The organism is Microvirga sp. BSC39, from assembly GCF_000739015.1.
Classification (GTDB): domain Bacteria; phylum Pseudomonadota; class Alphaproteobacteria; order Rhizobiales; family Beijerinckiaceae; genus Microvirga.
The window spans coordinates 91723-118280 of the sequence record NZ_JPUG01000073.1 but is presented as its reverse complement, the minus strand read 5'-3'; the positions used below and the strand labels follow the sequence as shown (position 1 = coordinate 118280).

Sequence of the window (26558 nt, the reverse complement as noted above, 5' to 3'; positions counted from 1 at the left end):
GTCACAGACATGGCGGGTTGGCCGGCGCACCTTAAGCGATGCGTGTCCAAAGGCATGATGCCGCCCCGCCATACCGGTGAGAGCCCGGTATGCTCCCCCAAAATCCAAGCTTTTGCACCCCCACGGCCGAATGGCCAAAGGTCGCGCTATGAACAGGTCTGCTGCCGCATCCGAGGCCTTGGCGGCATCCTCGGGCCCATGGCTGACACGCCCCTTCAGGGGATTGATCGGCCGCTTCGGCATCGCCTTCTTCATGCCGGTGCTCGAGGCGACCCTGCTGATAACCCTGCTGGCGTTGGCGCTGCCCGCTGCCCTGCTGCAGGTCTACGACCGGATCCTGCCGAACAAGGCCACCGGCACCCTGGTGGTTCTCGCCATCACGGTGGCTCTGGCCATTATGCTGGAGGCGCTGCTTCGGCACGTGCGGGGCAGGCTTCTGGCCCGCATGGCGGCGACCTCCGAGGCGCAGGCGCATCGTCAGGCCATGCAGTGCCTGCTTCATGCTCCTCTCTCGGCCCTGGAAGCCAACGGCAACGGCTATTACGCGGAGCGCCTTTCCGCCATCGGCACCCTGCGCGAGGCCTGGTCGGGCCCGGCCCTGCAGGCGATGCTCGATCTGCCTTTCGCCCTGCTTTATCTCGTCGGGATCTGGTATCTTGCCGGCCCGCTCGTGCTGGTGCCGCTGGCCCTGCTGATCGGTGTCGCTCTGCTCGCGGCGTTGACGGGCCGGCGCGTGCGCCGCGCGGCGCATAACCTCGCGCTTGCCGAGGAGCGCCGGTTCAACTTTCTGTTCGATACCCTGAGCTGCATCCATCCCATGAAGGTTCTCGGCGCCGAGCCCCTGCTCGAGCGTCGCTACGAGCGCCTGCAGGGCGGCTCCGCGCAGATGCGCCGGACCCTGGCGCAAGCCATTTCGGCCGGGCAGGAGGGCGGGCAGTTGCTGGCCCAGGCCGCCACCATCGGCGTGGCGGCCTTCGGCTGTCATATGGTGCTGAACGGGCAACTCAGCGTCGGCGGCCTGGGTGCCTGCACCATGCTGGTGGGGCGCACGATGCAGCCGTTGCTCGGCGGCGTCGCTCTCTGGTCGCGTCTTCAGTCGCTCGCGGAGAGCCGGCGGCGGGTGGCGGAGATCGCCCTGCTCCCGCAGGAGCGGCATCTCGACAGGCCGGCACTCGAAGTTTCAGAAGGTCATGTGGTCCTCGACAGCGTTCGGCTGCGCAATCCTCCTCACACGGATTGGCTGTTCGACGGCTTGACCCTGGACATTAAGCCCGGCGAGATCATCGGCGTCACCGGCGCCAATGGCTCCGGGCGTTCGGCCATGCTGCGTCTGATCGCCGGCGACCTGCAGCCCACCGAAGGCAGGGTCACCATCGATGGACAGGACCTCGCACAGGTCGAGATGGGACCGGCGCGCCGACACGTTTCTCTGGTGCCGCCGGATCCGGCCCTGGTGCGCGGCACGCTCCTGCAGAATCTCACGATGCATCAGCCGCACCTTGAGGCGGCGGCTCTGCGCCTGGCGACGAAACTGGGTTTGGATCAGGTAGCCAGCGCGTTGCCGGGTGACTGGCATACGCCCGTCGGCGTTGCGGCCACGCCCCTGCCGCGTGGCGCAGCGCAGCGCATCGGCGTGGTGCGCGCCCTGATCGAGGAGCCGCGCATCCTCCTGCTCGACGACATCACGTCCCAGATCGACGGCGACAGCGATGCGCGGTTGGCCCAACTCCTCGCCAGTCTGCGCGGCAAGGTCACGGTCATCATCGTCACGCACCGTCCCTCGACGCTCGGGATCGCCGACCGGGTCTTCGCGATCCGTGACAGCAGACTGGAGCCTGTGTCATGAGCCTCGTGATGGATGGTTGCCCTCCGGCTCCGGTGCATGTGTCGGAAGACCTTCTGACTCCTTCCGATCTGGCCCGCTGCCTGCCGGTTCTTCTATGGCTGATGGAGTGGTCGGGCAGCGCGGATGATCTGCTCTCGGCACTTCCCCACGCGAAGCCCGACATCGATCTCACGGATCTGCGCAACACGCTGGCCGTTCTCGGTTACCCGACCAGGATGCAGGGGCTGAAGCGGGGAGGTCTCGACCTGCGGTGCCTGCCGGCGATCCTGCTGCCACTGGGAAAGGCTGCCGCGGTCGTCTACCGCGACGAGGCTGGACAGGTTCTGGTGTTCGACGGCGCCACAGGCGATGTGAAGCCCTGCGCGCCGGAGAAGCTGCGCGGCACCTTGATCCTGACCACTGATGCGAATGTCGGATCATCCCGTCAGAACTGGTTCAGCGGCATCGCACGACGGTTCCGGGGATCCCTGACGCCCTTGCTCGCGATCAGCGGGTTGATGGCCGTACTCGGGCTCGCGGTCCCGATCTTCACCATGGCGGTTTTCGACACGGTGGTGGCCGGTTACAGCCCGGAAACGCTGCCCATGCTCATCATCGGCGTTGCCGCCGCGGTGGTGCTGGAGGTCCTCTTCCGCGTCATCCGCCAGCGTGCTCTGCTGCGCATCGCGGAGCGCCTGGATCGGCTGGTTCCGAGCGCCGTCTTCACCCAGCTGCTGTCCTTGCCGACCGCGCTCGTGGAGCGGGCCGGCACCGCGTCACAGGTGTCCCGCCTGCGGGATTTCGCGGCGATCCGCGAGTTTCTCACCGGCAGTTTCGCCGTTGCCCTTCTGGACTTGCCGTTCACCATCCTCGTCGTGGTGCTGATGGTGGTTCTCGGCGGATGGATCGCGCTCGTGCCGGTGGGGACCGCCATCGGCTTCGTTCTCCTGTTCTGGATCTCCCGCGGGTCCATGCGGCTGGCCATCGATCAGGCCGCCCGCGCCAACCAGGCGCGGGAAGCCCTGGCCGTCGAGGCGCTGGAAACGGTGCGCACGCTGAAGCTCGGGGGAGCCGAAGAGCGCTGGATCGACCGCTATGCGGCTGCTGCGGCTGCTGCCGCTGTGGCCTCGGCACGGGTCGGCACCTTGACGGGTTCGGTGCTCGCCGCAAGCCAGGCGCTCGTCACTCTGTCGGGTCTGGCCGCAGTGGTCCTGGGCGTCCTCTCGGTCCTGTCCGGTGCGATGACCGCAGGCGCGCTGATCGCCGGCATGATGCTGATCTGGCGCGTTCTAGGCCCGATGCAGACATGCTTCGTCATGCTCTCGCGCTGGGAGCAAACCCAGGCCTCCATCCGGCAGGTGGACGGATTGATGGCGCTCGAGACGGAGCGTCCGCCACCGCTCGAGGCGCGCATGGCGCCGCCGGAGCAGGGCGCGATCGTGTTCCACCGGGTGACCCTGCGCTATCTGCCGCAGTCCGAGCCCGTGCTGGCGGGCGCCAGTTTCGCCATTCAGCCCGGCCAGGTTGTGGCCGTCACCGGTGCGGAGGGCACGGGCAAGTCGACCCTGCTGCTGCTCACCGCGGGCCTGTACAGGCCGCAGGGCGGCCTCGTGCGCATCGACGGGCACGATGTGCGTTCCTTCAACCCTGCCGTTCTCCGGCGCAGCATCGGCTGGGTGCCGCAATCGCCGGGATTGCTCTACGGCACGATTGCCCAGAACCTGCGTCTGGCGCGGCCCAGTGCCTCCGATGCGCAACTGCGCGCGGCTGCCGAAGAGGCCGGCGTGCTGGAAGCGATCGAAGCGCTGCCGCGCGGCTTCGATACACGGGTCGGCGACAATCACAGCGGCCGCCTGCCGCGCAGCATCCTGCAGCGGATCGCGCTCGCCAGCGCCCTGCTGCGCGATGCGCCCATCCTGCTCCTCGATGAGCCCGTCGCCGGGCTGGACGATGCCTGCGCCAAGGCGTTCACGGACGTCATCGCCTCCCGAAGGGGGCGCTGCACGATCCTCATGGCAACGCACAGGCCGAGCCACATTCGGCTCTCCGACCGCATCCTTCGTCTGCGGGACGGGCAGGTCGAGGAGGTTGATCAGCCTGCTCCCTCCGGTCCACGTCCGACACGCACGCCTGTAGGCGTGCCGCTGGCGAATGCGGCTTTCGCAAATCTTTCTGCCGCTAACAGCCCCAGAGTTGGTTGATGAGCACTGCCGTAAAACACGCCCCCGAGGTCGAGAGCCCGCCGCTGGCCACCAATCGGCACACGATGGCGCCTCTGCCCCGCGCCAGCCGTCAGCCGCGCCCCGACAGCCATGTGCTCGCGCTGGAGGAACTGCGCATCTACGGTCTGGAGCGCGCCGTCGTTCTGGGAACCGGCCTGCTGGTGGCGACGACGCTCGCCTGGGCTGCGCTCACCCATGTGCCCGAGGTGGCCATCGGCGTCGGTGATCTTGCGCCGACGGTCGCGCCGGCGCCCGTGCAGCATTTCGAAGGCGGCATCGTCACGGAGGTGCTGGTTCACGAAGGCGACGTGGTCGAGGCGGGCCAGCCCTTGCTGCGCATGAACGATGCGGCCGCCCAGGCCGAACTGTCCCAGGCGCGGTTCCGCCTTGAGTCGCTCCAGCTGCAGTCTCAGCGCCTGACGGCAGCGGCCGAGGGCAACATCACGGCGGTGCAACTGCGCGGTCGCGACGGCACCGGGAGCATTGCCGTTGCCGATGCGAGCGGGGAGGGCAGCGCCATGCCGTCCCTGACCACCAGTCTGTTTGTTGGACCTCAGCGCGCGGCGCTGGATGCACGCCTGCGGTCCTTGAGCGACCGGATCGCCGTGCTGCACGAACAGGTGGCGCAGCGGCGCAGCGAACTGGCGACCCTGTCCGGACAGATCTCCGCCGTGCGGGAGCAGATGGCGCTGCATTCCAAGGAACTCGGCATCCGCGAGGAGCTCGCCCGCAACGGACTGACCACGCGGCTCGCAGTTCTGGAGGCGCAGCGTCTGCTGATGAGCGCGAAGGCCGAGCATGAGCGGCTGAACGGCCAGCACGCCACGGCCCTGCGCAGCCTCGCCGAGGCCGAGGCCCGCATTTCGGAGATGCAGTCGGCCGCCGTGGACGAGGCCCGGCAGGAGGCCGCCCGCGTGGCGCTGGACATTGCCGAAACGGCGGAAGCCGTCCGCAAGCTGGAGGACCGTGCGGAACGGACGCTGCTGCGCGCCCCGGCTGCCGGTGTCCTGCGCGGGCTGGCCGTTCACCGTTCCGGCACGGTCCTGCCGCCCGGCGGATTGATCGCCGAAGTCATGCCGCAGGACGCGCCGCTTGTCGCGGATGTGCGGATCATGCCACGCGACATCGGTTTCATCGAGATCGGGCAATCCGTGCACGTCAAGGTGCAGGCCTTCGATTATGCGCGCTACGGCGCCGTGGAGGGCATCGTTGAGCGCGTCTCGGCCGGCACGTTCCTCGACGAGCAGCGGCAGCCCCATTACCGCGTGCGCGTGGCGCTCAAGCAGCAGCATGTAGGTCGCGACCCCGGCAAGGCGCAGCTCGTGCCCGGCATGACGGTTCAGGCCGACATCACGACGGGCAACAAGACAGTGCTGCAGTACCTGCTGAAGCCGATCTATTCCGCCATGGCGGCATCATTCCACGAGCGTTGAGGACGCTGATCGCATGAGCCAGCAACCCGATCCAACCATCCCATTCGACGCCAGCGTGGTCGACGAGGAGGCGCTGCGCGCCCTGCGGGCGGTTCAGCGAAGCCTCCCGATGGGCGACGGAGGTGCCAGCGGAAACCTGGTGGGCGGAACGGAGGCGGTTGCGGCGTTCGGCATGGTGAGAGGAGGGCCGTCCGGGGCCATCGCCCTCCGGCCCCATGAAATCGGCCCTCTTGAATGGAGCTTGGCGCTGGCGCCACAGGACGAGCCCTTGAAGCCCCTGGATCTCGCGCCGCCGGCCAAACCTGCGATCATGCTGGATGAGGCACCGGCCGGTGTCGATCTATCGCTGTCCGCAGCGCCGGCTCCCTTGATCGGACCCAGGGCGAACCTTGCACGATCCTCGTCAGGTTCCGTCGAGACTGAAACGGATGGTTCATCCGTGCAGGTGACGTCTCCGGTGTTCGGCGACATTCCTGACAATCCGGGCGTTGTGACACCGCCCACCACCTTGAAGCCGGATCCGCAGGAACCGGCCGATATCCTCGCCGATCCACCTGCCGTGATTGCACGCGATGCTGGTGGCCTGGAGGACAGCGCGATCCGTCTCGACCTGTCGGCGGCACTGGTGGACCGCGACGGCTCCGAGACGCTCACGGTGCTGATCCTGGGCGTGCCCTCGGGTGCCTCGCTGTCCCACGGCTCCCGCCAGCCCGACGGCTCCTGGAGCGTGCCGGCCTCCAACCTGGCGCAGCTCGCCCTCACCCCGCCCGAGCACTTCTCCGGCTCCATCACCCTCACCCTGCGCGCCACCGCCCACGAAAGCCAGGGCGGCAGCGCCTCCGTCGAGACCACCTTCCGGGTGCAGGTGGAGGCGGTGGCGGATGCCCCCACGGTCACGGTGATGGACGCCCGCGGCTCCGAGGATGCCCCCGTGAGCCTCGCCGGCCTGGGCGGTGCCCTGCGCGACGGCGACGGCTCGGAGAGCCTCAGCTTCGTGCTCGGCGGCGTGCCGGGTGACGCGACCCTGAGCGCCGGCACACGCCAGCCGGACGGCACCTGGAAGCTCACGCCAGATCAGCTGGCAGGTCTTGCCCTTCATCCACCGGCCCACTTCTCCGGCAGCTACACCCTGACCCTGACCGCCGTGGCCACGGAGGGCAGCAACGGCTCGAGTGCCCGCACGTCAGCGAGCTTCACGGTGGGGTTCGATCCGGTGGCGGATGCCGGCACGATTGCCGGCTCCAGCACGGGCGCCGAGGACACGGCGATCGTGATCCGGCCGGTCTTTGCCACGCCCGATCCGTCGGAGACTTGGGGCGAGTTCTCCCAGGTGTCGGGAGTGCCTGCGGGGGCGCGGCTGAGCCACGGCAGCGAGCTGTCGCCCGGCGTGTGGCAGGTGTCGACAGGGGACCTGCAGGCAGGATTGGTGGCGGTGCATCCGGCGCAGCATGCGGATGCGGACTTCACGCTGACGGTCAGGGCGACGCTGATCGACAAGGGCAACGGCACGAGCGTGAGCCGGGAGGTGACAGGTACGCATGCGGTGACGGTCACGGCGGTGGCCGATGCCCCGCAGGTCACGGCGAGAGATGTGACGGGCCAGGAGGACAGCCCCATCCCGCTCGACCTCTCGGCGGCTCTGGTCGATACCGACGGTTCCGAGGTGCTCGCCGTCAGCATTCTCAATGTTCCTCCGGGTGCCATTCTTTCACATGGCGCGCGCCAGCCGGACGGAAGTTGGAGTGTTCCCGTTGCCGATCTGGAGCACCTCGCATTCACACCGCCGCACGACTTCTCAGGGACGGTCAATCTCACCCTGCGCGCAACGGCACGGGAGAGTTCGAACGGCACCACGGCCACCACGGATCTTCCGTTCCAGGTCAGGGTCGAGGATGTTTCCGACACACCGCTTCTGACCACCCGCGACGCATCAGGTCCCGAAGATACGGCCATTGCGCTCGATCTGTCCGCAGGCCTGACCGATACGGACAAGTCCGAAGTGCTATCGATCAGCATACTTGGTGTCCCGGCGGATGCATCCCTGTCGCACGGCACACGCCAGACCGATGGCAGCTGGCTTCTGGCGCCTTCCGAACTCGATGGTCTCACCCTTCGCCCACCGGAGCACTATTCCGGCGCGATCAACCTTACGGTCGAAGCCACATCGCGCAGTTCGAACGGCTCGACGGCGACCACCCGGGCCCCCTTGCGCGTGCAGGTGGATGCCGTGGCGGATGCGCCTGCCGTCACGGTGATGGACGCCCGCGGCTCAGAGGACACGCCTGTGAGCCTTGCGGGCCTCGGCGGCGCGCTGATCGACCGCGACGGCTCGGAGTCTCTGAGCTTCGTGCTCAGCGGAGTACCGAGTGATGCCACCTTGAGTGCCGGCACACGCCAGCCGGACGGGACCTGGCATCTGACCCATGCGGAACTCTCAGGCCTAACGCTGAAACCACCGGCCAATTTCTCCGGCAGCTACAATCTCACTTTGACGGCTGTGGCAACGGAGAGCAGCAACGGCTCAGAGGCCCGCACCTCGGCCAGCTTCACGTTGGGCTTCGATCCGGTGGTGGACGCTGCCACTATTGGCGGCAGCGGCTCGGGCCTTGAGGATACTCCCGTCACGCTGAAGCCGATCTTCGAAGTGAGTGACAAGGATGGATCGGAGACCTGGTCCGAGTTCAGTCAGGTGTCAGGGGTGCCGGCGGGTGCCCGTCTGAGCCACGGCAGCGAACTTTCGCCCGGCGTGTGGCAGGTATCCACCGCTGACCTCCAGGCAGGATTGGTGGCTCTCCATCCGGCCGAGCACTCGGATGCGGACTTCACGCTGACGGTCAAGGCGACGCTGATCGACACGGGCAACGGCACGAGCGTGAGCCGGGAGGTGACAGGCACGCATGCGGTGACGGTCGCGGCCGTGGCCGATGCCCCGCAGGTCACGGCGAGAGATGTGACAGGCCAGGAGGACAGCCCTATCCCGCTCGACCTCTCGGCGGCTCTGGTCGACAAAGATGGTTCGGAACTCCTCTCGGTCGTCGTCGCCGGGATTCCTGCAGGCGTAACCCTTTCCGCCGGTCTCAACAACGGCAATGGCAGTTGGACGCTGAGCCCCAGCGAGCTCAAGGATCTCAAGCTGAACCCAGCTGGGAATTTCTCGGGCAGCTATACGCTGACCGTCACGGCGATCTCCACCGAGAGCAGCAATGGGTCGGAGGCCCGCAGCTCGACCAGTTTCACCGTCGGGGTCAATCCTGTGCTCGATTCTGCCACGATTGGCGGCAGCACATCCGGGTCGGAGGATACAGGCATCGCGCTGAAGCCGGTCTTCAATCTGAGCGACAAGGACGGTTCGGAAACCTGGGCCGAGTTCAGCCAGGTTTCAGGGGTGCCGACCGGTGCGCGCCTGAGCCATGGAACAGAGCTGTCGACGGGTGTGTGGCAGGTGTCGACCGCCGATCTTCAAGCCGGACGGGTGCTGCTGCATCCGGCGGAGAACTCGGATGCGGATGTTACGCTGACGATCCGGACGACGCTCACGGATGCCGGCAACGGCAAGACCGTGAGCCAGGACGTGACGGGAACGTACACGGTGACGGTGGCCGCCGTGGCCGATGCGCCGACCGTCACGGTGGCCAATGCCCATGGCTATGAGGACACCCCGGTGAGCCTCGCCGGCCTGGGCGGCGCGCTGCGCGATCTGGACGGATCGGAAAGTCTGAGCTTCGTGCTCAGCGGCGTGCCGGGAACAGCCAGTTTGAGTGCAGGCACGAAGCAACCCGATGGCAGCTGGAAGCTCACGCCAGCCCAACTCACGGGCCTCACCCTCAAGCCCCCGGCGAACTTCTCAGGGTGTCTCTCCCTCAAGCTCACCGCCATTGCCACGGAAGCCGGAGACAACCAGCCGACAGCCTCGACCTCGGCCAATTTTACCGTGGGGATCGATCCTGTCCTGGACAAGGCCACCATCAGCGGCAGCACCTCCGGCTCAGAGGATTCGGATATCACGCTGAAGCCGAGTTTCACCCTCACCGATAAGGACGGCTCGGAGACCTGGTCGACAGTCACTGAAGTCACCGGAGTGCCATTGGGCGCCACGCTCAAAGGCGGCACTGGAACAAAGGAAATCTCGCCGGGCGTCTGGCAGGTCAACACGAACGACCTGATCAACAAGCGGGTGACGATCAAGCCGCCGCCGAACAGCGATGACGATTTTACGCTGACCTTCACGGTCACTCAGACCGACAAGGGCAACGGAACGAGCGTCAGCCGTACGATCAGCGGCACCTATGGTGTGACAGTGAACGCGGTTGCGGACGCGCCGACTGTCACGGCCCACGATGCGAAGGGCAGCGAGGACACGGCAATCCCACTCGACCTGTCCGCGAAGCTGACGGATCTGGATGGATCGGAGACCCTGTCGATCGTCATCCTGGGGGTTCCGGATGGAGCCGTTCTGGCACCGGGTGAGCGCTTGGCCAACGGCAGTTGGAGCGTCAAGCCGGCTGATCTGGCCCATCTGACCTTCACGCCGCCACGTGACTTTTCGGGCTCCATCGCGCTCAGCATCACGGCCACTTCCAGGGAGACCAATGGCGGCGCGGAGAGTTCTGTCACGATTCCCTTCAAGGTCCAGGTGGACGCGGTCGCCGATGCACCGGACTTGTTCGTGAACCGGGCATACGGCGACGAGGATACGGCAATCCCGCTGCACGTGACGGCTCGGACGACCGATATCGACAATTCCGAATCCATCATCGCATACCGGCTGGAAGATGTGCCGGATGGCGCCATCGTGCGCGCAGGCGGCGTGATTCTGACGAGGAACGCCGACAACAGCATCAGCGTGCCGGTCGGCGTGGCCGGCAGCCTGAGCATCACTCCGCCGCCCCATTCCGACGAGGACATGCACCTGAAGGTCTTCGCCATCTCGGCGGAGCCGAACGGCAGCACGGCCAGAAGCTTGCCGAAGGAGCTTGTGGTAACCGTGCGCGCCGACGCCGACGCACCCATCCTCGACGTCACGAGTGCCAGGGGTTCCGAAGACAGCGATATCCCCCTCAATCTGACCGCGACCCTGCCGGACAACGATGGCTCGGAGATCCTGAGCTTCGTCATCTCGGGGATCCCGAACGGCGCTCTTCTGTCCGTCGGAACCTATCGCGGCCCCGGCACATGGTCGCTGACGGCCGATGAGGCCAAGATCGTGACGCTGCGCCCCCCGGCGGATTTCGCCGGCACCATCAACATCACCGTCACGGCGGTCACGCAGGAAAAGGACGGAGGCGATCAGGCCTCCACCCGCGTCACTTTCCCAGTCCATGTGGGCGCGGTGGTGGATAATCCTGCCGTGGGCGGGCTCGACGGCAGCTCCGGCAGATGGGGCACCATGCACGGAACGGAGGATGAGCCCATCAGGCTCAACCTCGATCCCGGCCTGAGGGACCGTGACGGATCGGAGAAGGTGATCGGCGAGATCGTCATCGGCGGGATTCCGTCCGGCGCGGTGCTGCGCCTTGCCGACAACAGCATCGTCACCGCTGACTCGGATGGCTTCTACCGGATCGCCGCCGAGAAGATGGCTGGCGTTACCCTGACGATGCCCCGCAACAGCGACGTGGCCGAAACCCTGACTGTCCGCATGACGATCCAGGACACGGACGGAAGCAGGACGGTCACGAAGGAAATCAGCGGGCACATGGTGGTGAACCCGCGCGGCGATGCCGACGCTCCGGTTCTCACGATCGAGCCGTCGACCGGCACCGGGCACAACAGCACAAGCGACAGCGCCGGCTGGATCCCGTTGCACATCACCGCCGTTCCGACGGATACGGACGGGTCCGAGACGCTGACGATCTGGGTGCGGGGTGTGCCCACGGGGGCTTCGCTGTCGCACGGCATTCCAGCCGGTGAAGGCGTCTGGCTCGTGCCGGTGGAGAATCTCCCCTTCCTCGCCATTCGCCCCAAAGCTGGCGACAACGACCCGATCGAGCTGAAGGTCTCGGTTGTCGTCACCGAACGCGAAGGCGACCAGACCATTCGCACCGGTGTCGTCGAGATTACCGTCACACCTCCTGGAGGAGGCGGAGGCGGATCCGGCGGAGATCCTGGCGGCGTTCCGGGCACGGCCCCCGTAGCTCAGGCTCCCGAGCTGTCCGTTTCGAGCGCGTCGACCTCCGAGGACACCAGGGTTGCCCTGTCGATCAGCGCCAAGACAGTCGATACGGACAACGGCTCCGAGACTCTGGGCATCCGCATCGACAACGTGCCTGAAGGAGCGCGGCTCTCGGCCGGCGTGCGCGATCCCGACACCGGATCCTGGGTGCTGCGACCCGATCAGCTCGCCGGCCTGGAACTGATCCCTCCGGCCGACTTCGCCGGCACGATCTCCCTGAAGATCACCGCCATCTCGACGGAGAAGACGGGATCGGAGGCGGAGAGCCCGGCCACGTTGACCATCACGGTGGAAGCGGTGGCCGACGGCGCATCGATCGGTGTGGCTCCTTCTGCCGGAGCGGAGGATGTCGAGATCCCGCTCGATCTGAAGATCAGTCCCCGCGACGGGGACGGCAGCGAAACGGTTACGTCCGTGATCATCTCGAAGGTGGAGCCCGGCGCTCGGATCGTGGGCCCGGGCGTGACCGACAACGGAAACGGCACGTGGACGGTCGATCCTGCTCATCTCGACGGCGTGCGCGTGATCCCGCCCGCCAACTGGATCGGCGACCTGAAGCTGACGGTCACTGCAACGACGCAGGAAGCCAGCAACGAGCATACGCGCACCACGTCTCAGAACGTCTCGATCAAACTCGAGGCTGTAGCCGATACGCCAGTTCTCACGGTCATGAATGCGTCGGGCCAGGAAGACACGACCGTCCAACTCAACATCTCGGCGGACCTCGTGGACACCGATGGATCCGAGGTGCTCTCGGTGGTCATCGGCAACCTGCCGGAGGGGGCTCGCCTGTCGGCCGGTCTCAACAACGGCGACGGAACCTGGACCCTCACGCGCGGCCAGCTGACCAATCTCAGTCTGATCCCGCCGGCAAACTGGAGCGGCACCGCCAACCTGTCCGTGCTCGCCCATGCGCGGGAAACCTCCAACGGCAAAGTCGCCACCTCTGAGGCGACCTTGAAGGTGGAGCTCGAAGCGGTGGCCGATGCGCCGGTGGTCGGCTCGCGCGATGCTGGTGGCCTGGAGGACAGCGCGATCCGTCTCGACCTGTCGGCGGCACTGGTGGACCGCGACGGCTCCGAGACGCTCACGGTGCTCATCCTGGGCGTGCCCTCGGGTGCCTCGCTGTCCCACGGCTCCCGCCAGCCCGACGGCTCCTGGAGCGTGCCGGCCTCCAACCTGGCGCAGCTCTCCCTCACCCCGCCCGAACACTTCTCCGGCTCCATCACCCTCACCCTGCGCGCCACCGCCCACGAAAGCCAGGGCGGCAGCGCCTCCGTCGAGACCACCTTCCGGGTGCAGGTGGAGGCGGTGGCGGATGCCCCCACGGTCACGGTGATGGACGCCCGCGGCTCCGAGGACACACCCGTGAGCCTCGCCGGCTTAAGCGGTGCCCTGCGCGACGGCGATGGCTCGGAGAGCCTCAGCTTCGTGCTCGGCGGGGTTCCCAGCGATGCCACGTTGAGCGCCGGCACACGCCAGCCGGACGGCACCTGGAAGCTCACGCCAGATCAGCTGGCAGGTCTTGCCCTTCATCCACCGGCCCACTTCTCCGGCAGCTACACCCTGACCCTGACCGCCGTGGCCACGGAGGGCAGCAACGGCTCGAGTGCCCGCACGTCAGCGAGCTTCACGGTAGGCTTCGACCCGGTGGCGGATGCCGGCACGATCTCGGGTGCGAGCACGGGCCAGGAGGACACGGCGATCGTGATCCGGCCGGTCTTTGCCACGCCCGATCCGTCGGAGACTTGGGGCGAGTTCGCCCAGGTGTCGGGAGTGCCTGCGGGGGCGCGGCTGAGCCACGGCACCGAGCTGTCGCCCGGCGTGTGGCAGGTGTCCACAGTGGACCTGCAGGCAGGATTGGTGGCTGTTCATCCGGCGCAGCATGCGGATGCGGACTTTACGCTCACGGTCAGGGCGATGCTGATCGACACGGGCAACGGCACGAGCGTGAGCCGGGAGGTGACGGGCACGCATGCGGTGACGGTCACGGCCGTGGCCGATGCGCCGCAGGTAACAGCCAGGGATGTGACGGGTCAGGAGGACAGCGCCATCCCGCTCGACCTCTCGGCAAGCCTCGTCGATACCGACGGTTCCGAGGTGCTCTCGGTGGTGATCGGCAACCTGCCCCAGGGCGCCCGCCTTTCGGCCGGATCCAACAACGGCGACGGAACCTGGACCCTCACGTCAGCGCAGCTCACCAACCTCAACCTGATCCCGCCCGTAAACTGGAGCGGCACCGCCAACCTGTCCGTGCTCGCTCATGCGCGCGAGACCTCCAACGGCAACATCGCCAGCACTGCGGCTACGTTGAAGGTCCAGGTCGAAGCTGTCGCCGATGCACCGCAGATCGAGGCACGTAACGTAGCAGGCCAGGAGGACACGCCCGTTGCGCTCGATCTCTCCGCGTCCCTCATCGATACCGATGGTTCCGAGACCATGGTCGTCAGCATCTTCGGGATTCCCGAGGGATTCACGCTGTCCGCCGGCACTGCGCATGGCGGCGGCGAGTGGCGCGTTCCGGCGGGAGATATACATGGCCTCAAGCTTAATCCCCCGGCGAACTGGAACGGCACGTTGAACCTGACGGTGGAGGCCGTCAGCACCGAAACAGGTTCTGCGAGCTCCGCCACAACCAGCAAGCCATTCACGGTGACCCTCAATCCGGTCAACGATGCACCCGAGCTGACCCTGACGACCCGCGAACATGCCGATGCGGGAGATCATCAAACAGAACTCTTCGGCACAGCGCACGCAACCGACATCGACAGCACGCAACTCGGTGGCGCTGTCGTCACGCTCTCCGGAGCGCAGCCGGGCGATAGGCTCGACCTTGAAGGCTACCCCCTGCACAATGAAAACGGGCACACGATGATCGGCGACACCGGCATCGAACTCGTGGGAGGTGCCTATGCTGGCGAGACGGGCACGCTGACCCTCAGCGGCCATGCCTCTCCCGAAACCTATGCTGCCGTGCTGCAGTCCCTGATGCTCGAGAGCGGCGATAAGTCAGGACTAGCGGCCGGCACCCGCAGCATCGGTGTCGTGTTGTTCGACAGCGACGGCGCCGCCTCGATCCGGCAATCCGTGGATGTGGTGGTCGACGAGGTGCAGCCTGTGGCACCAGAAGGGCAGGGCTTTGCCTCCCATGGCACGGAGCCGATGCAGACCGGGGCCGGATCGGACCTCATCCTCCTGATGGCCGATGAGGAGGCCGAGATGAGCCACACTGCAACCGGTTCATGGACGGAGCAGATCCATGGCGATCAATCCTCGGATACGTCGCATGCCGCGACCACCCTCGATCAGCCGGCTGTGGACCATGTTCAGACCATCGACGATCTCCAGGTCGATGCATCCCGGATGAGCTGGTCCTGACCGCTTGCACGGCAGGACGGTGCCCGCGAGGCTCCGTCCTGCGCGATCCGCCTCATTGGGTGCCTGGCTGCACGATGGGCACATCCGCGGGACGGGAGGGCTCGTCGGTGGGCTTGTCGTCTTCCAGAGGTTCGAAAGGATCCAGCGAAGGAAGTTCCGGCAAGGGACCCGGAACGTCAGGTGGCTGGTCAGAAGGCTTTGGCGTGTCGGACATGGAAGCTCCATCGATTGAATGGCTCCCTTGGCAAAGCACGGAAACCCGTTGCGTTCCCGCCTGGAGGGCAGATCCTCGTCAGTGAATGAGGAGCGGGCTCCAAGAACCTGGTGGCTGGTGCTGGTCGCAGGACCTCGTCTGGCCCGATCAGGCCGTCCAGACCTGTCCCGGCCTCATGGCCGTGAAGCGGCGGGCAGGAATGTTTCGTGCCTGCAGAGCCCGGGCGAGATCCCGGGGCGGCTGATCGGCGCCTTCATCCGTAAGCCTGAAGGTTCCCCAGTGATACCCTAAGGCCGATCTGGCCTTGAGAATGCCGAATGCGCGAACCGCATCCTCAGGATTCATGTGGTTGGGCGCCATGAACCAGCGCGGCTCATAGGCCCCGATGGGCAGAAGGGCCACATCCGGACCCGCATGCCGTGCGGCGATGCCCTGAAAATGCCTGCCGCCGCCAAAGCCCGTATCGCCGCCGAAATAGACGGAACGGCCGCCGCCGCGCAGCATGAAGGAGGCCCAGAGTGCATGATTGCGGTCGTTCGTGGCGCGGGCGGACCAGTGGTGCGCCGGCTCGGCGAACACCTGGAGGTCGGGCGCGAGCGAGAGGCGGTCGCCCCAGTCCATGACAGTGACGGCGATGCCCGGATCGTGCGCCCGGATGATGGCGTCGTTGCCGAGCGGCGCTACGATCCGCGGGCGGTCGCGCTGCCACAGGCGCGCGAGGGTGGGCACGTCCATGTGGTCGTAATGATTGTGCGAGATGAGCACCGCGTCGATCCGGGGCAGCTGATCGAAGGAGATGCCCGGCGGATTGTAGCGCCGTGGTCCGGCAAACGGCACAGGGCTCGCGCGCTCGGACCAGATCGGGTCTGTCAGAATGTTGTGGCCGGCGATCTGGATCAGGAAGGATGCATGCCCGGCGAAGCTGACGCGCAGGTCGCGCCGTCCCACACGTACCGGGGGCGTGTCCTGGAACGGGCTCGGGTAAGGCTCAGGCCATGGCGCCGCGCTCTTGGTGAGCCGCCAGCGCAGGAAGTCGCCGAAGCCGCGGGAAATCTCCCCGCCGGGGTTGAAGAAGCGCTGGCCGTCGAAGTGATCGCTCGGAGGACCGCTGTAGTAGAAGCCGCCCACCTGGGCCTTTGCTCCCGAGGCGGCGCCGATGAAAGGGAGAGATCCGATCAGGTGTACGACTTGTCTGCGCGACAGCACGTCCTGCTCCAGGGGGAATGCGAGGGTGGGAGAGCTTACGGCTTGCCTGGAGCTTGACCAATCACAAGGAGGAGATCGGGATTCTACACCCCTGAGTCCTCTTGATCTCCGTGCTCACGCACTGAAGAGTTCCGGGTGCTCGGATTCGACGCGCGGCAAGGCTCGCAGGATCTCCGTGAGATGGCGGCGCATTGCTTCTGCTGCCGCATCCTCGTCGCGGGCATCGATCGCAGCCATGATGGCGCGGTGCTGGTCGATCAGGGGCAGCATTGCCTCCGGGCCCGGAAGGGTCAGCTGGCACACCCGGTCCATATGGGCCTTGATGTCCTGAACCGCCTCCCAGGCCAGGGGGCAGCCGGCTCCTTCCGCAAGCGCGATGTGGAAGAGTTCGTCATAGCGCTGGAAGGCCGCATGATCGTCCCGGCTGGCTGCCTGGTCCTGCAACTCCAGAAGGTCGTCGATCCGTTCCCGGCTCTGCGTGTCGAACGATGAGCAGGCCCGGCGCACGACGGCTGTCTCGATCGCTTCCCGTACGAAGCGCGACTCCATCATCTTCCGAACCGAGATCTTCACGACTGTCGTGCCGCGCTGGGGCTGGATTTCCACGAGCCGGGTTCTGGCCAGACCAATCAGCGCCTCGCGAACGGGCTGGCGGGAAACGCCATGACGCTCGGCGATGTCCTGCTCGGAGAGCCGGCTGCCCGGCGGGAGCTCCAGAGCAATGATCAGGCGACGCAACTCGCTTTCGATGCGCTGGGCCGCAGAGCCATGACCGGTAGAAAAGGGGCTGTTCACAACGGATCTCATTCTTTTGGCGAGTTGCGTCATATATTAGTGTATACTACCATACAATCGTCGACCAAGTAAGCCGCGAAAGACGGCTCCTCGGTCTGGACCAAGGGGCCAAGGGCCCTTGGGGAAGGCGGTAATCTGTCCAGCAAGGGCGGATTTGAACCAATAGGACATTAGAGGAAGCCCAAGGAGGAAGATGATGCTGACGAAAAGGACATTCGCGGTTGCTGCGCTCGGTCTGTGCGCCGCTATGATGGGCGGCACGGCCAGCGCCCAGACGACCCTGCGCTCTGCCGACATTCATCCAGATGGATATCCAACAGTCGAAGCAGTCAAGCATTTCGGCTCCCTGCTGGAGAAGAAAACCAACGGCCGGTACAAGGTGCAGGTCTTCCACTCCGCCCAGCTGGGCCAGGAAAAGGATACGATCGAGCAAACCCGCTTCGGCGTCATCGACCTGAACCGGATCAACATGGGTCCGTTCAACAACCTGATTCCCGAGACCCTGGTCCCGGGCCTTCCCTTCATCTTCCGGTCCGTCGACCATATGCGCAAGACCATGGATGGTCCCATCGGCGATCAGATCCTGAAGGCGTTCGAGCCTCATGGCCTCGTGGCGCTGGCCTTCTACGATTCGGGCGCCCGGTCCTTCTACAACTCCAAGCGTCCCATCAACACGCCGGCCGACCTGAAGGGCATGAAGGTCCGCGTGATCCAGTCCGACCTCTTCCTCGACATGGTCAACGCGCTCGGAGCCAACGCGACGCCGATGCCTCCGGGAGAGGTCTACTCGGCCCTGCAGACGGGCGTGGTGGACGGCGCCGAGAACAACTGGCCGAGCTACGATTCCTTCCGTCATTCCGAGGTGGCGAAGTATTACTCGCTCACCGAGCATTCCATGTCGCCGGAAGTGCTGGTGATGTCGAAGAAGAGCTTCGACAAGCTTTCGCCCGAGGACCAGAAGGCCGTGCGCGAAACCGCCAAGGAATCGGTCGCGAAGATGCGTGAGCTCTGGGAGGCCCGCGAGAAGCAGGCCGAGGCGAAGATCCGGGCCGGCGGCAGTCAGATCAACAACGTGGACAAGACGCCCTTCATCGACGCGATGAAGCCTGTCTACGAGAAATACGCCAAGGACGCGAAGGTGAAGGATCTCGTGTCCCGCATCCAGGCGATGAACTGAGTTCGGTCCTCCCGAACCAAACTGGGCCGGCTTCGGCCGGCCCTCTTTTCCCGCTGGAGATTTGATCGATGCGCGATGGTCTTGCCGCGCTGTCCCGAGTTCTTGCTGTCGTCAGTCGTGCGGCGCTTTGGATCTCCGGGGCCGGCCTCGTCTTGATGACGGCCTTTGTCGCCTGGCAGGTGTTCGGACGATACGTGCTGAACCAGTCGCCGAGCTGGACGGAGCCGGCCTCCCTTCTGCTGATGAGCTGGTTCATTCTTCTCGGCTCCGCTGTCGGCGTGCGGGAGGGCAACCATCTCGGCTTCGAGATCGCTCTCCACCATGCGCCATCCGTCCTGCGGCAGGGCATGCTCGCCGTTACCGAGGTGCTGGTGATGATCTTCGGCGGTGCCATGGCCTGGTACGGCACGATGCTGGCCATGGAAACATGGTCCGCCGCCATGCCGGGGCTGCCCATCCCTCAGGGCCTCGATTATGTGCCCCTCGCAGTGGGCGGCGCGTTGATTGCTCTCTTTTCCTTTGAAAAGCTCGTTCGCCTTCTCCTGGCCGGAGAAGAGGCGCCGCTGGTGCGCGCGGGCGAGCCCCATCTCGTTGTCGTGAAGGAATGACCTCATGGAGATCTGGGTTCTCTTCGGCGTCTTCACGCTGCTGCTTCTGATTGGCACGCCCGTCGCGTTCTGCCTCGGTATCGCTTCCCTCGCGACCGTCCTTTACATGGGGCTCCCGCCGGTCGTGGTGTTCCAGCAGGTCAATTCCGGCATGAGCGCCTTCGCCATGATGGCGATTCCCTTCTTCATCTATGCCGGCGACCTCATGATGCGGGGCGGCATCGCCGACCGCCTCATTCGCCTTGCAGCGGGCTTCGTCGGGCATCTGCGCGGCGGCTTGGGTCAGGTGAACATCGTGGCCTCCACGCTGTTCGGCGGCATTTCGGGATCGGCCGTGGCCGATGCCTCGGCCATCGGCGGTATCATGATCCCGCAGATGGAGCGGCGGGGATACGCGCGGGACTACAGCGTCAACGTGACGGTGAGTTCGGCGATCATCGCGCTTCTGATCCCGCCGTCGCACAACATGATCATCTATTCGATCGCGGCAGGCGGAACGATCTCGGTCGCCGACCTGTTCACCGCCGGAATCGTCCCGGGGTTCCTCCTGGCCGTCGCCCTGATGATCACCGCATACATCGTCGCCCTGCGCCGCGGCTATCCGTCGGATCCATTCCCCGGATTTCGGTTGCTGGCCTATTTCTTCGTCTCGGCCGTGCCCGGCATCCTGCTCATCTTCATCATCTTCGGCGGCGTGCGCTCGGGCGTGTTCACTGCGGCCGAGAGTTCGTGCATCGCGGTCGTCTATGCCCTGCTCATTACGCTCCTCGTCTATCGCGAGCTGAACTGGCAGGGCTTCGTCGAGGCGACGCTCGGGGCGGTGCGCACCACGGCCATGGTCCTGCTGGTCATCGGCGCGGCCAGCGCGTTCGGCTGGCTCATGGCCTTCCTGCAGGTGCCGCAGGCGACGATCTCCCTCATGAAGGCGCTGTCCGACAATCCCATCGTCGTGCTTCTCCTCATCAACGTCATCCTGCTGGTGCTCGGCACCTTCATGGACATGGCGCCGTTGATCATCATCTGCACGCCGATCTTCCTGCCTGTCATCAAGGCCTTCGGCATCGACCCGGTCCATTTCGGCGTGATCCTGATCCTCAATGCCGGCATCGGCCTCAACACGCCGCCAGTGGGCTCCGTTCTCTTCGTCGGCTGCGCAGTCGGCAAGATCTCCATCGGCGAGGCCATGAAGACCATCTGGCCGTTCCTGGGCGCCAGCGTCGTCGTGCTGCTCCTCGTCACCTACATCCCGGGCCTGTCGCTCTGGCTGCCGGCCCTGTTCCGCTGATCCCTTTACTGAAAGAGGCAATGATGACCATCGACATCCGGCAGGTATGCCATCCCGAAGCCGTGCGCCACTTCAGCTCCGCCGAACTGCGCCGCCACTTCCTGATCGAGACGCTGTTCGTTCCCGGCGAGGTCAAGCTGACCTACAGCCATATCGACCGTCTGGTCGTCGGCGGCGCGACGCCGACGTCCGGGCCCATCAAGCTGGAAACGCACAAGCAGATCGGTTCTCCGAACTTTCTCGACCGTCGCGAGATCGGCGTCGTGAATCTCGGTGGCGCGGGCCGCGTCCATACGGATGGGACCGTCCATGAACTCGGCCCCCGCGATGCCCTTTACATCGCCATGGGCACGAAGGACGTGCGCTTCGAGAGCCTTGATGCCGCTACCCCGGCCAAGTTCTACCTGGTCAGCACCCCGGCGCATGCGCGTTTCGAGACGGTGAAGATCGGCCTCGACCGCGCGCGCCGCGTGGATCTGGGTGATGCGGCGAATGGCAATGTCCGCACCATTTTCCAGATGATCCATCCGGAGGTCTGCCGCTCGGCGCAGCTCGTTCTCGGCATGACGCAGCTCAAGCCGGGCAGCATGTGGAACACCATGCCGGCGCACGTCCATGACCGTCGCTCCGAAGTCTATGTCTATTTCGACATGCAGCCCGACACCCGAGTGTTCCACTTCATGGGTGAGCCTGACGAGACCAAGCATCTCGTGGTGTCGAACGAGCAGGCGATCCTTTCGCCCGGATGGTCGATCCATTCCGGCGTCGGCACCAGCAACTACACCTTCGTGTGGGCCATGGGCGGCGACAACCAGGACTTCACCGACATGGACATGGTGCCCATGGACGCCCTGCGCTGAGGACATGGCGATGACGTTCTCTTTCGATCTCACGGGCAAGACCGCTCTCGTCACCGGGGCCAACACGGGCCTCGGTCAGGGAATCGCGTTGGCGCTGGCTCAGGCCGGTGCCTCCATCGTGGCGGTCGGCCGCTCGAGCATGGACGAGACGGAGCGCCTGTGCCGCGAGGCGGGCGCTGCGTTCCACAGCGTGCAGGCGGATCTGTCCTCCCTCGAGCCGGTCGAGCGCATCGTTGCCGAGGCGAGCACGCTCAGCGGCCGGATCGATGTTCTCGTCAACAACGCCGGCATCATCCGGCGTGCCGATGCCATCGACTTTACGGAGAAGGATTGGGACGACGTGATGAACGTCAATCTGAAATCCACCTTCTTCCTGTCCCAAGCAGTGGCGCGCACGATGATGGCCGATGAGCAAGGCGGCAAGATCATCAACATCGCGTCGCTCCTGTCCTTCCAGGGCGGGATCCGAATCCCATCGTATACGGCCAGCAAGAGCGGGCTTGCCGGCCTCACGCGGCTGCTCGCCTGCGAATGGGCGTCGAAGGGCATCAACGTCAACGCCATCGCGCCGGGCTATTTCGTCACCAACAACACCGAGGCTCTGCGCAACGACCCGAAGCGCAGCGGCGAGATTCTCGGGCGAATCCCCGCCGGCCGTTGGGGCGATCCAGCCGATCTCGGCGGCGCCGCCGTCTTCCTGGCCTCGCCCGCAGCCAACTACATCCATGGCATCGTTCTGCCCGTCGACGGCGGATGGCTTGCCCGATAACGCATTTCGGAGATGATCATGACTCGCAAAGGCTCGGCCTTCGCTTTCAACCGTGACACCGCCTGGGAGGCGGCAGGCGAGGGCATCCGCCGCAAGGTGTTGACCTACGATACGGGCGTGATGATGGTCCGCGTGGCGTTCGAGGCGGGAGCCGTCGGCGCCGCCCATTCGCATCCGCATGTCCAGTGCAGTCTCGTCGAGCAGGGTGTCTTCGACGTCACCATCGACGGCCGCACCGAGCGGCTGCGGCCCGGGGACAGCTTTCTTGTCCCGCCGAATGCCGTGCATGGAGCGGTTGCCATCGAAGCCGGCGTTCTGCTCGATGTGTTCACCCCGATGCGAGACGACTTCGTTGCAGCGGGTGCGTGAGGGGCGTCCGCTTAGCCGCCCGATAATGTGGAAAGCCAGCCCAAGCCGTCCTCGGTGCGCCCTCGCGGCCTGTACTCGGCCCCGACCCAGCCTTGGTAGCCCAGGCTGTCGAGGGTTCGAAAGATCTCCCGATAGTTGACCTCGCCCTCGTCCGGCTCGGCGCGGCTCGGCACCGCGGCGATCTGTACATGCCCGATGAGGTTCAGGTGGGTTCGCAGCCGCGTGGTCAGATCGCCCTGGGTGATCTGCACGTGATAGCAGTCGAACATGAGCCTGATGTTGCGGCGGCCCGCCTGTTCGACGATGGCGGCCGCCTGCTCCACGTGCTGCAGAAAGTATCCAGGCCTGTCGCGATGGTTCATCGGCTCGATCAGCACCGTCATGCCTGCCTCGCCGGCCCTATCGGCCGCCCATTGCAGATTGGCGATGAAGGTGCGCTCGGCAGCCGCGCGATCGTCGGGAGAGACAATCCCGGCGAGGCAGTGGATGGCGGTGGCCTGGATGGTGCTGCCATAGGACAGGGCCTGATCCAGCGCATGCTGGAAATCATTCTCCCGACCCGGTAAGGCGGCCAAGCCGAAGTCTCCTGGAGCGTCCCCCACAGGCATGTTCAACCCGAGCATGGTGAGGTTGTGGGCGGCCAGTGCCTCACGCATGTCATGGGCAGGCACGTGGTAGGGCCAGTGCATCTCGACGGCCTTGAAGCCACAGGCGGCGGCAGCGGCGACCCGCTCGATCTCAGGGCGATCCGAGAAGAGAAAACCGAGATTGGCCGAGAAACGGGGCATGGTTCCTTGCTGCCTGGGCGTTCATGCTGCGGACATTCCGGCTTTAGTGAACAGCACCTGAGCGGCGTGTTCAATATTCTCCGGACATGCGTTGCGCCTGCCGAGCCGACAGGAGCAAGCCGACGCCGAGCGATTCAAGACCGGATATGCTATGGCTCACCTCTTCGCCGGGGCTGCGGGAGCACGATCATGTCATCGGAAATGATGCGGAAAGTCGTCATCCATCAGGCTGGCGGCTATGAGCAGTTGAAAGCTGAAAGTCATCCCGTGCCGAAGCCGGGTCCCCGGCAAGTCCTGATCCGCACGCAGGCCGTGGGGGTGAACTATGCCGACATCTGCGTGCGCTGGGGCGTGTATGAATCGGCCCGCCGGTTCGTCGGCTGGCCCATCACGCCGGGATTCGAGTATTCAGGTCATGTTGAGGAGGTCGGCCCCGAGGTCGCACATGTGAAGCCGGGCGATGCGGTGTTCGGGCTCACCTTCTTCAACGGCTATTCCACCCACGTGTGTGCCCCCGCAGACTTGGTCTGGCCCAAGCCCCGGGCTCTGGATTTCGACGCCGCCGCAGGGTTTCTGGCTGTTCACCTGACGGCCTATCATGGTCTGTTGCAGAATGTGGCGATCCGCCCCGGCATGAAGGTCCTCGTGCACTCGGCCGCCGGCGGTGTGGGCTCGGCCCTGGTCCAGCTGTGCAAGTTGCACGATCTGGACGTCACCGGGGTCGTGGGATCGAGCCACAAGGTCGAGCATGTGCGTGAACTGGGGGCCGATGCCGTGATCGACAAATCCCGGCAGCCGCTCTGGGAGGAGGCGAAGCGCCTCTGCCCTCAAGGGTACGACCTCGTCTTCGATGCGAATGGTCCCGAAACCTTAGGCCAGAGCTACGCGCATCTCAGGCCGACCGGGAAGCTGCTGGTCTACGGCTTTCACACCATGCTGCCCAAGCAGGGCGGACGCTTCAGCTATCTCAAGGCCGGCCTCGGGCTGTTGAGGGTCCCACGGTTCAATCCCCTGTCCATGACGAGCGAGAACAAGGGCGTGGTGGCATTCAACCTGTCGTTCCTGTTTTCCCGCACCGATCTCTTGCGCCCCGCTGTGGACGATCTCACGGCATGGGTGGAACAGGGCCGCCTTCGGACCCCGAGGGTGCAGACGTTTCCATTGGCCGATGTGGCTCGCGCGCATCAGGCCCTTGAGTCCGGCAAGACGGCGGGCAAGCTGGTGCTGCGGACGGCGCCGGCCGCTGAGGCGGACCGCCTTGGCCATAACCATCAGGCATGAGGAGTTCTAGCCGGTCACTCGACTTGGATCGCAGAAGCGGTATTTAGTTTGCATGGTCTCATCGCGAAGCTACACCATTCGCCAGTGCTTGATGGCTTTCGGCGCCGCTCTCGTGCTGCCGAGCCTTGTCTTCACGGCCATTCTGCTGTGGCGCTATGCGGGCGCGGAGCGCCATCACTACGAGGAGGAGACCCTCGGCACCGCCCAGCGCATCATGGCCTCGGTCGACCGCGAACTCGTTGGGATCCAAGCCGCCGCTCAGGCCCTTGCAACCTCCTCGACCCTGCTCGAGGGCAATTTCGAGGCGTTCCAGCGCCAAACCCAAATTACCCTCCAATCCTGGTCGCGGGCCAAGCCGGACGACTACGCCATCGTGGTTCGCGACATCATGGGTCAGCAGGTCGTCAACACGCGCCTGCCCTGGGGCTCGCCTCTGCCGAAGGGAGCCAACCTCCCGATCGACCAGCAGGTGATCGCAACCAAGCGCCCTGTGGTCCAGGATCTCTTCACCGGCGCAACGGCCAGCCGCCCGATCATCAGCGTCAGGGTTCCCGTCCTCAAAGACGATACAGTGACCCATGTGCTGTCCATGGCGGTCGAACCTCGGCGGATTGCGGATGTTCTGCAGGCGGAAGGGCTTCCCGGCCAGTGGGTCGCCACGATCATCGACCGGGCAGATCGCGTAGTAGCCCGTTCCCGCCGGCATGAGGCTTTCGTCGGAACGACTGCCCCCGACGAGTTCCTCCAGGCGGCGCGTCAGACTGACGGCATCTGGGAGGGACGCAATCTCGAAGGAACCGAGGTGCTTGGAGCCTATGCCCGCTCCGAACTGTCGAATTGGACGACGTTCGTGGGCGTTCCCGCCGAGATCGTCCAAGCCCCCCTGCGCCGCTCCCTTTGGACCATGTTCGGACTCGGGATGGGTCTGCTTGTGCTTTCCTTTCTTCTCGCTCGCGGGTTCGGGAAGCGCATCGCGGAGTCCGTCCAGGGATTGGCCGGTCTGGCGCAGCGCCTCGGTTGTGGCGAGCCGATCGCCGCGGGATCGACCGGACTGATGGAGATCGATCGGGTCGGGGAGGCCCTGACGGGCGCCTCGGCAGAGTTGCGGAGCCGGGAGGCTGCGCTGGCTCGAAGCGAGGCCCGCCTGCGGGCCACGCAGAACAATGCAGCAGTGGGCATTGCCGAGGTGGACAGGGACGGGCGATTCGTCTCCGTCAATGAGGCACGCTGCAGACTGACCGGCCATACCCATGAGGAACTGCTGGGTGTGCATTTCGGGCACGCGGCCGATCCCTCGACTCTCCAACAGGATTTGGACCTGTTCAGCCGGCAGGTGGCAGGTGAGTTCGACACCTATACGACCGACAGCAAGTTCTGCCGCAAGAACGGCAGCAGCGGCTGGGCGCGCGTGACCAGCACGGCGGTCCGGGGTGCCGCAGGGGAGTTCCTCTACGCTGTGCGCGTGGTCGAGGACGTCACGGAACGCCGGGAAGCCGACCGGCGCCAGAAGCTGCTGATCGACGAACTGAACCACCGGGTGAAGAACACACTCGCGACCGTCCAGTCGCTGGCCTGGCAGGCTGCGCGTCAGGGAGTGCCGCCTCAGGTGGCGCAGCAGCGCTTCCAGGAGCGCCTGCTGGCGCTCTCACGCACCCACAACCTCCTCAATGAGACGCATTGGGAAGGAGCTTCCCTCAGGACGATTCTGGAGACGGAGCTTCAGCCCTATGCAACGGCTCCCTCGCGCATCCGGCTCCACGGCCCGGAGGTGCAGCTTTCCCCGAAATCCGCGGTGGTGCTGGGCATGGCACTTCACGAGCTCGCCACCAATGCCGTCAAGCACGGGGCCCTGTCTTTGGCATCCGGTCAGGTGCAGGTGGACTGGAGGACCGATGAAGGAGGCGGCGAGCCCATTCTCACCGTCGAGTGGCGCGAGCGGGGCGGCCCCCTGCTGGACGGTCAGCCAAGTTCCGGGTTTGGATCCCGCCTGCTCCGGCAGACCATCGTTCAGGAGCTCGCAGGCGAACTGGACGTCAGGTTCGAGCGTGAAGGAGTGTGCTGCACGATCGCAATCTCGATCGGATCGGCCAGCCAGCAGGCGGCCTGAAGGAAGAGGCGCAGGCCGCCTGCCTTGATCGGTTCGCTCGGCGGGATTGACGATGCCGCCAATCCCGCC

General features: G+C 65.6%; 15 protein-coding genes. 12 read left to right on the top strand and 3 right to left on the bottom strand.

Annotated elements, in window-relative coordinates; all coding sequences use genetic code 11:
* Nucleotides 1–148: 148 nt before the first annotated feature.
* The 4 genes from MA07_RS20035 to MA07_RS20020 are packed head-to-tail and all read left to right on the top strand — an operon-like array spanning nucleotide 149 to nucleotide 15030.
* Nucleotides 149–1846 carry an ATP-binding cassette domain-containing protein gene (locus MA07_RS20035; protein WP_160195462.1) on the top strand — a complete coding sequence of 566 codons (1698 nt, stop codon included), beginning with the start codon at nucleotides 149–151 and terminating at the stop codon, nucleotides 1844–1846.
* Complete coding sequence (locus MA07_RS20030) at nucleotides 1843–4026, top strand: ATP-binding cassette domain-containing protein (protein ID WP_052003357.1); 2184 nt, start codon at nucleotides 1843–1845, stop codon at nucleotides 4024–4026. The genes MA07_RS20035 and MA07_RS20030 overlap by 4 nt, the downstream gene beginning before the upstream one ends.
* Nucleotides 4026–5480, top strand: coding sequence for an HlyD family type I secretion periplasmic adaptor subunit (locus MA07_RS20025; protein ID WP_036355749.1), 1455 nt, complete (start codon nucleotides 4026–4028; stop codon nucleotides 5478–5480). Before MA07_RS20030 ends, MA07_RS20025 begins: the two co-directional genes overlap by 1 nt.
* Before the next feature lie 13 nt (nucleotides 5481–5493).
* Nucleotides 5494–15030, top strand: a complete 9537-nt coding sequence (locus MA07_RS20020) for an Ig-like domain-containing protein (RefSeq protein ID WP_036355747.1) — start codon at nucleotides 5494–5496, stop codon at nucleotides 15028–15030.
* A gap of 361 nt (nucleotides 15031–15391) precedes the next feature.
* Here MA07_RS20020 and MA07_RS20015 read toward each other — a convergent pair whose 3' ends face one another.
* Nucleotides 15392–16450 (bottom strand): MBL fold metallo-hydrolase, encoded by a 1059-nt coding sequence (locus MA07_RS20015; protein WP_348270413.1) that lies wholly within the window; start codon nucleotides 16448–16450, stop codon nucleotides 15392–15394.
* A gap of 114 nt (nucleotides 16451–16564) precedes the next feature.
* Nucleotides 16565–17257 carry a GntR family transcriptional regulator gene (locus MA07_RS20010; protein WP_036355745.1) on the bottom strand — a complete coding sequence of 231 codons (693 nt, stop codon included), beginning with the start codon at nucleotides 17255–17257 and terminating at the stop codon, nucleotides 16565–16567.
* Between the two features lie 184 nt (nucleotides 17258–17441).
* Between MA07_RS20010 and MA07_RS20005 the strand changes: the two genes are divergently transcribed.
* From MA07_RS20005 to MA07_RS19980, 6 genes are all read left to right on the top strand, one after another.
* Complete coding sequence (locus MA07_RS20005; protein WP_036355739.1) at nucleotides 17442–18422, top strand: TRAP transporter substrate-binding protein; 981 nt, start codon at nucleotides 17442–17444, stop codon at nucleotides 18420–18422.
* Between the two features lie 68 nt (nucleotides 18423–18490).
* Complete coding sequence (locus MA07_RS20000; protein ID WP_036355737.1) at nucleotides 18491–19030, top strand: TRAP transporter small permease; 540 nt, start codon at nucleotides 18491–18493, stop codon at nucleotides 19028–19030.
* Nucleotides 19031–19034: 4 nt separating this feature from the next.
* Nucleotides 19035–20315: a TRAP transporter large permease gene (locus MA07_RS19995; RefSeq protein ID WP_036355736.1), complete on the top strand. Its 1281-nt coding sequence runs from the start codon at nucleotides 19035–19037 to the stop codon at nucleotides 20313–20315.
* A gap of 23 nt (nucleotides 20316–20338) precedes the next feature.
* Nucleotides 20339–21175, top strand: coding sequence for a 5-dehydro-4-deoxy-D-glucuronate isomerase (gene kduI, locus MA07_RS19990; RefSeq protein ID WP_036355981.1), 837 nt, complete (start codon nucleotides 20339–20341; stop codon nucleotides 21173–21175).
* A gap of 10 nt (nucleotides 21176–21185) precedes the next feature.
* Nucleotides 21186–21944 (top strand): 2-dehydro-3-deoxy-D-gluconate 5-dehydrogenase KduD, encoded by a 759-nt coding sequence (kduD, locus tag MA07_RS19985; RefSeq protein WP_036355978.1) that lies wholly within the window; start codon nucleotides 21186–21188, stop codon nucleotides 21942–21944.
* 18 nt (nucleotides 21945–21962) lie between these two features.
* Nucleotides 21963–22313 carry a cupin domain-containing protein gene (locus MA07_RS19980; protein ID WP_052003356.1) on the top strand — a complete coding sequence of 117 codons (351 nt, stop codon included), beginning with the start codon at nucleotides 21963–21965 and terminating at the stop codon, nucleotides 22311–22313.
* Between the two features lie 11 nt (nucleotides 22314–22324).
* Here the strand turns inward: MA07_RS19980 and MA07_RS19975 are convergent, their stop codons facing one another.
* Complete coding sequence (locus MA07_RS19975) at nucleotides 22325–23101, bottom strand: TIM barrel protein (RefSeq protein ID WP_036355730.1); 777 nt, start codon at nucleotides 23099–23101, stop codon at nucleotides 22325–22327.
* Nucleotides 23102–23290: 189 nt separating this feature from the next.
* Here MA07_RS19975 and MA07_RS19970 point away from each other — a divergent pair, with 189 nt between their 5' ends.
* Nucleotides 23291–24382 (top strand): medium chain dehydrogenase/reductase family protein, encoded by a 1092-nt coding sequence (locus MA07_RS19970; RefSeq protein ID WP_081929071.1) that lies wholly within the window; start codon nucleotides 23291–23293, stop codon nucleotides 24380–24382.
* A gap of 52 nt (nucleotides 24383–24434) precedes the next feature.
* Nucleotides 24435–26489 carry an HWE histidine kinase domain-containing protein gene (locus tag MA07_RS19965; protein WP_081929070.1) on the top strand — a complete coding sequence of 685 codons (2055 nt, stop codon included), beginning with the start codon at nucleotides 24435–24437 and terminating at the stop codon, nucleotides 26487–26489.
* Nucleotides 26490–26558: the final 69 nt, after the last annotated feature.

Bases quoted from the DNA above. Each gene is read 5' to 3' on its own strand.
- MA07_RS20020 (WP_036355747.1), top strand. From the start codon at position 5,494: ATGAGCCAGCAACCCGATCCAACCATCCCATTCGACGCCAGCGTGGTC.
- MA07_RS19965 (WP_081929070.1), top strand. From the start codon at position 24,435: ATGGTCTCATCGCGAAGCTACACCATTCGCCAGTGCTTGATGGCTTTC.
- MA07_RS19980 (WP_052003356.1), top strand. From the start codon at position 21,963: ATGACTCGCAAAGGCTCGGCCTTCGCTTTCAACCGTGACACCGCCTGG.
- MA07_RS19995 (WP_036355736.1), top strand. From the start codon at position 19,035: ATGGAGATCTGGGTTCTCTTCGGCGTCTTCACGCTGCTGCTTCTGATT.
- MA07_RS20005 (WP_036355739.1), top strand. From the start codon at position 17,442: ATGCTGACGAAAAGGACATTCGCGGTTGCTGCGCTCGGTCTGTGCGCC.
- MA07_RS19970 (WP_081929071.1), top strand. From the start codon at position 23,291: ATGTCATCGGAAATGATGCGGAAAGTCGTCATCCATCAGGCTGGCGGC.
- MA07_RS20030 (WP_052003357.1), top strand. From the start codon at position 1,843: ATGAGCCTCGTGATGGATGGTTGCCCTCCGGCTCCGGTGCATGTGTCG.
- kduD (WP_036355978.1), top strand. From the start codon at position 21,186: ATGACGTTCTCTTTCGATCTCACGGGCAAGACCGCTCTCGTCACCGGG.
- MA07_RS20025 (WP_036355749.1), top strand. From the start codon at position 4,026: ATGAGCACTGCCGTAAAACACGCCCCCGAGGTCGAGAGCCCGCCGCTG.
- MA07_RS20000 (WP_036355737.1), top strand. From the start codon at position 18,491: ATGCGCGATGGTCTTGCCGCGCTGTCCCGAGTTCTTGCTGTCGTCAGT.
- kduI (WP_036355981.1), top strand. From the start codon at position 20,339: ATGACCATCGACATCCGGCAGGTATGCCATCCCGAAGCCGTGCGCCAC.
- MA07_RS20035 (WP_160195462.1), top strand. From the start codon at position 149: ATGAACAGGTCTGCTGCCGCATCCGAGGCCTTGGCGGCATCCTCGGGC.
- MA07_RS19975 (WP_036355730.1), bottom strand. From the start codon at position 23,101: ATGCCCCGTTTCTCGGCCAATCTCGGTTTTCTCTTCTCGGATCGCCCT.
- MA07_RS20010 (WP_036355745.1), bottom strand. From the start codon at position 17,257: ATGAGATCCGTTGTGAACAGCCCCTTTTCTACCGGTCATGGCTCTGCG.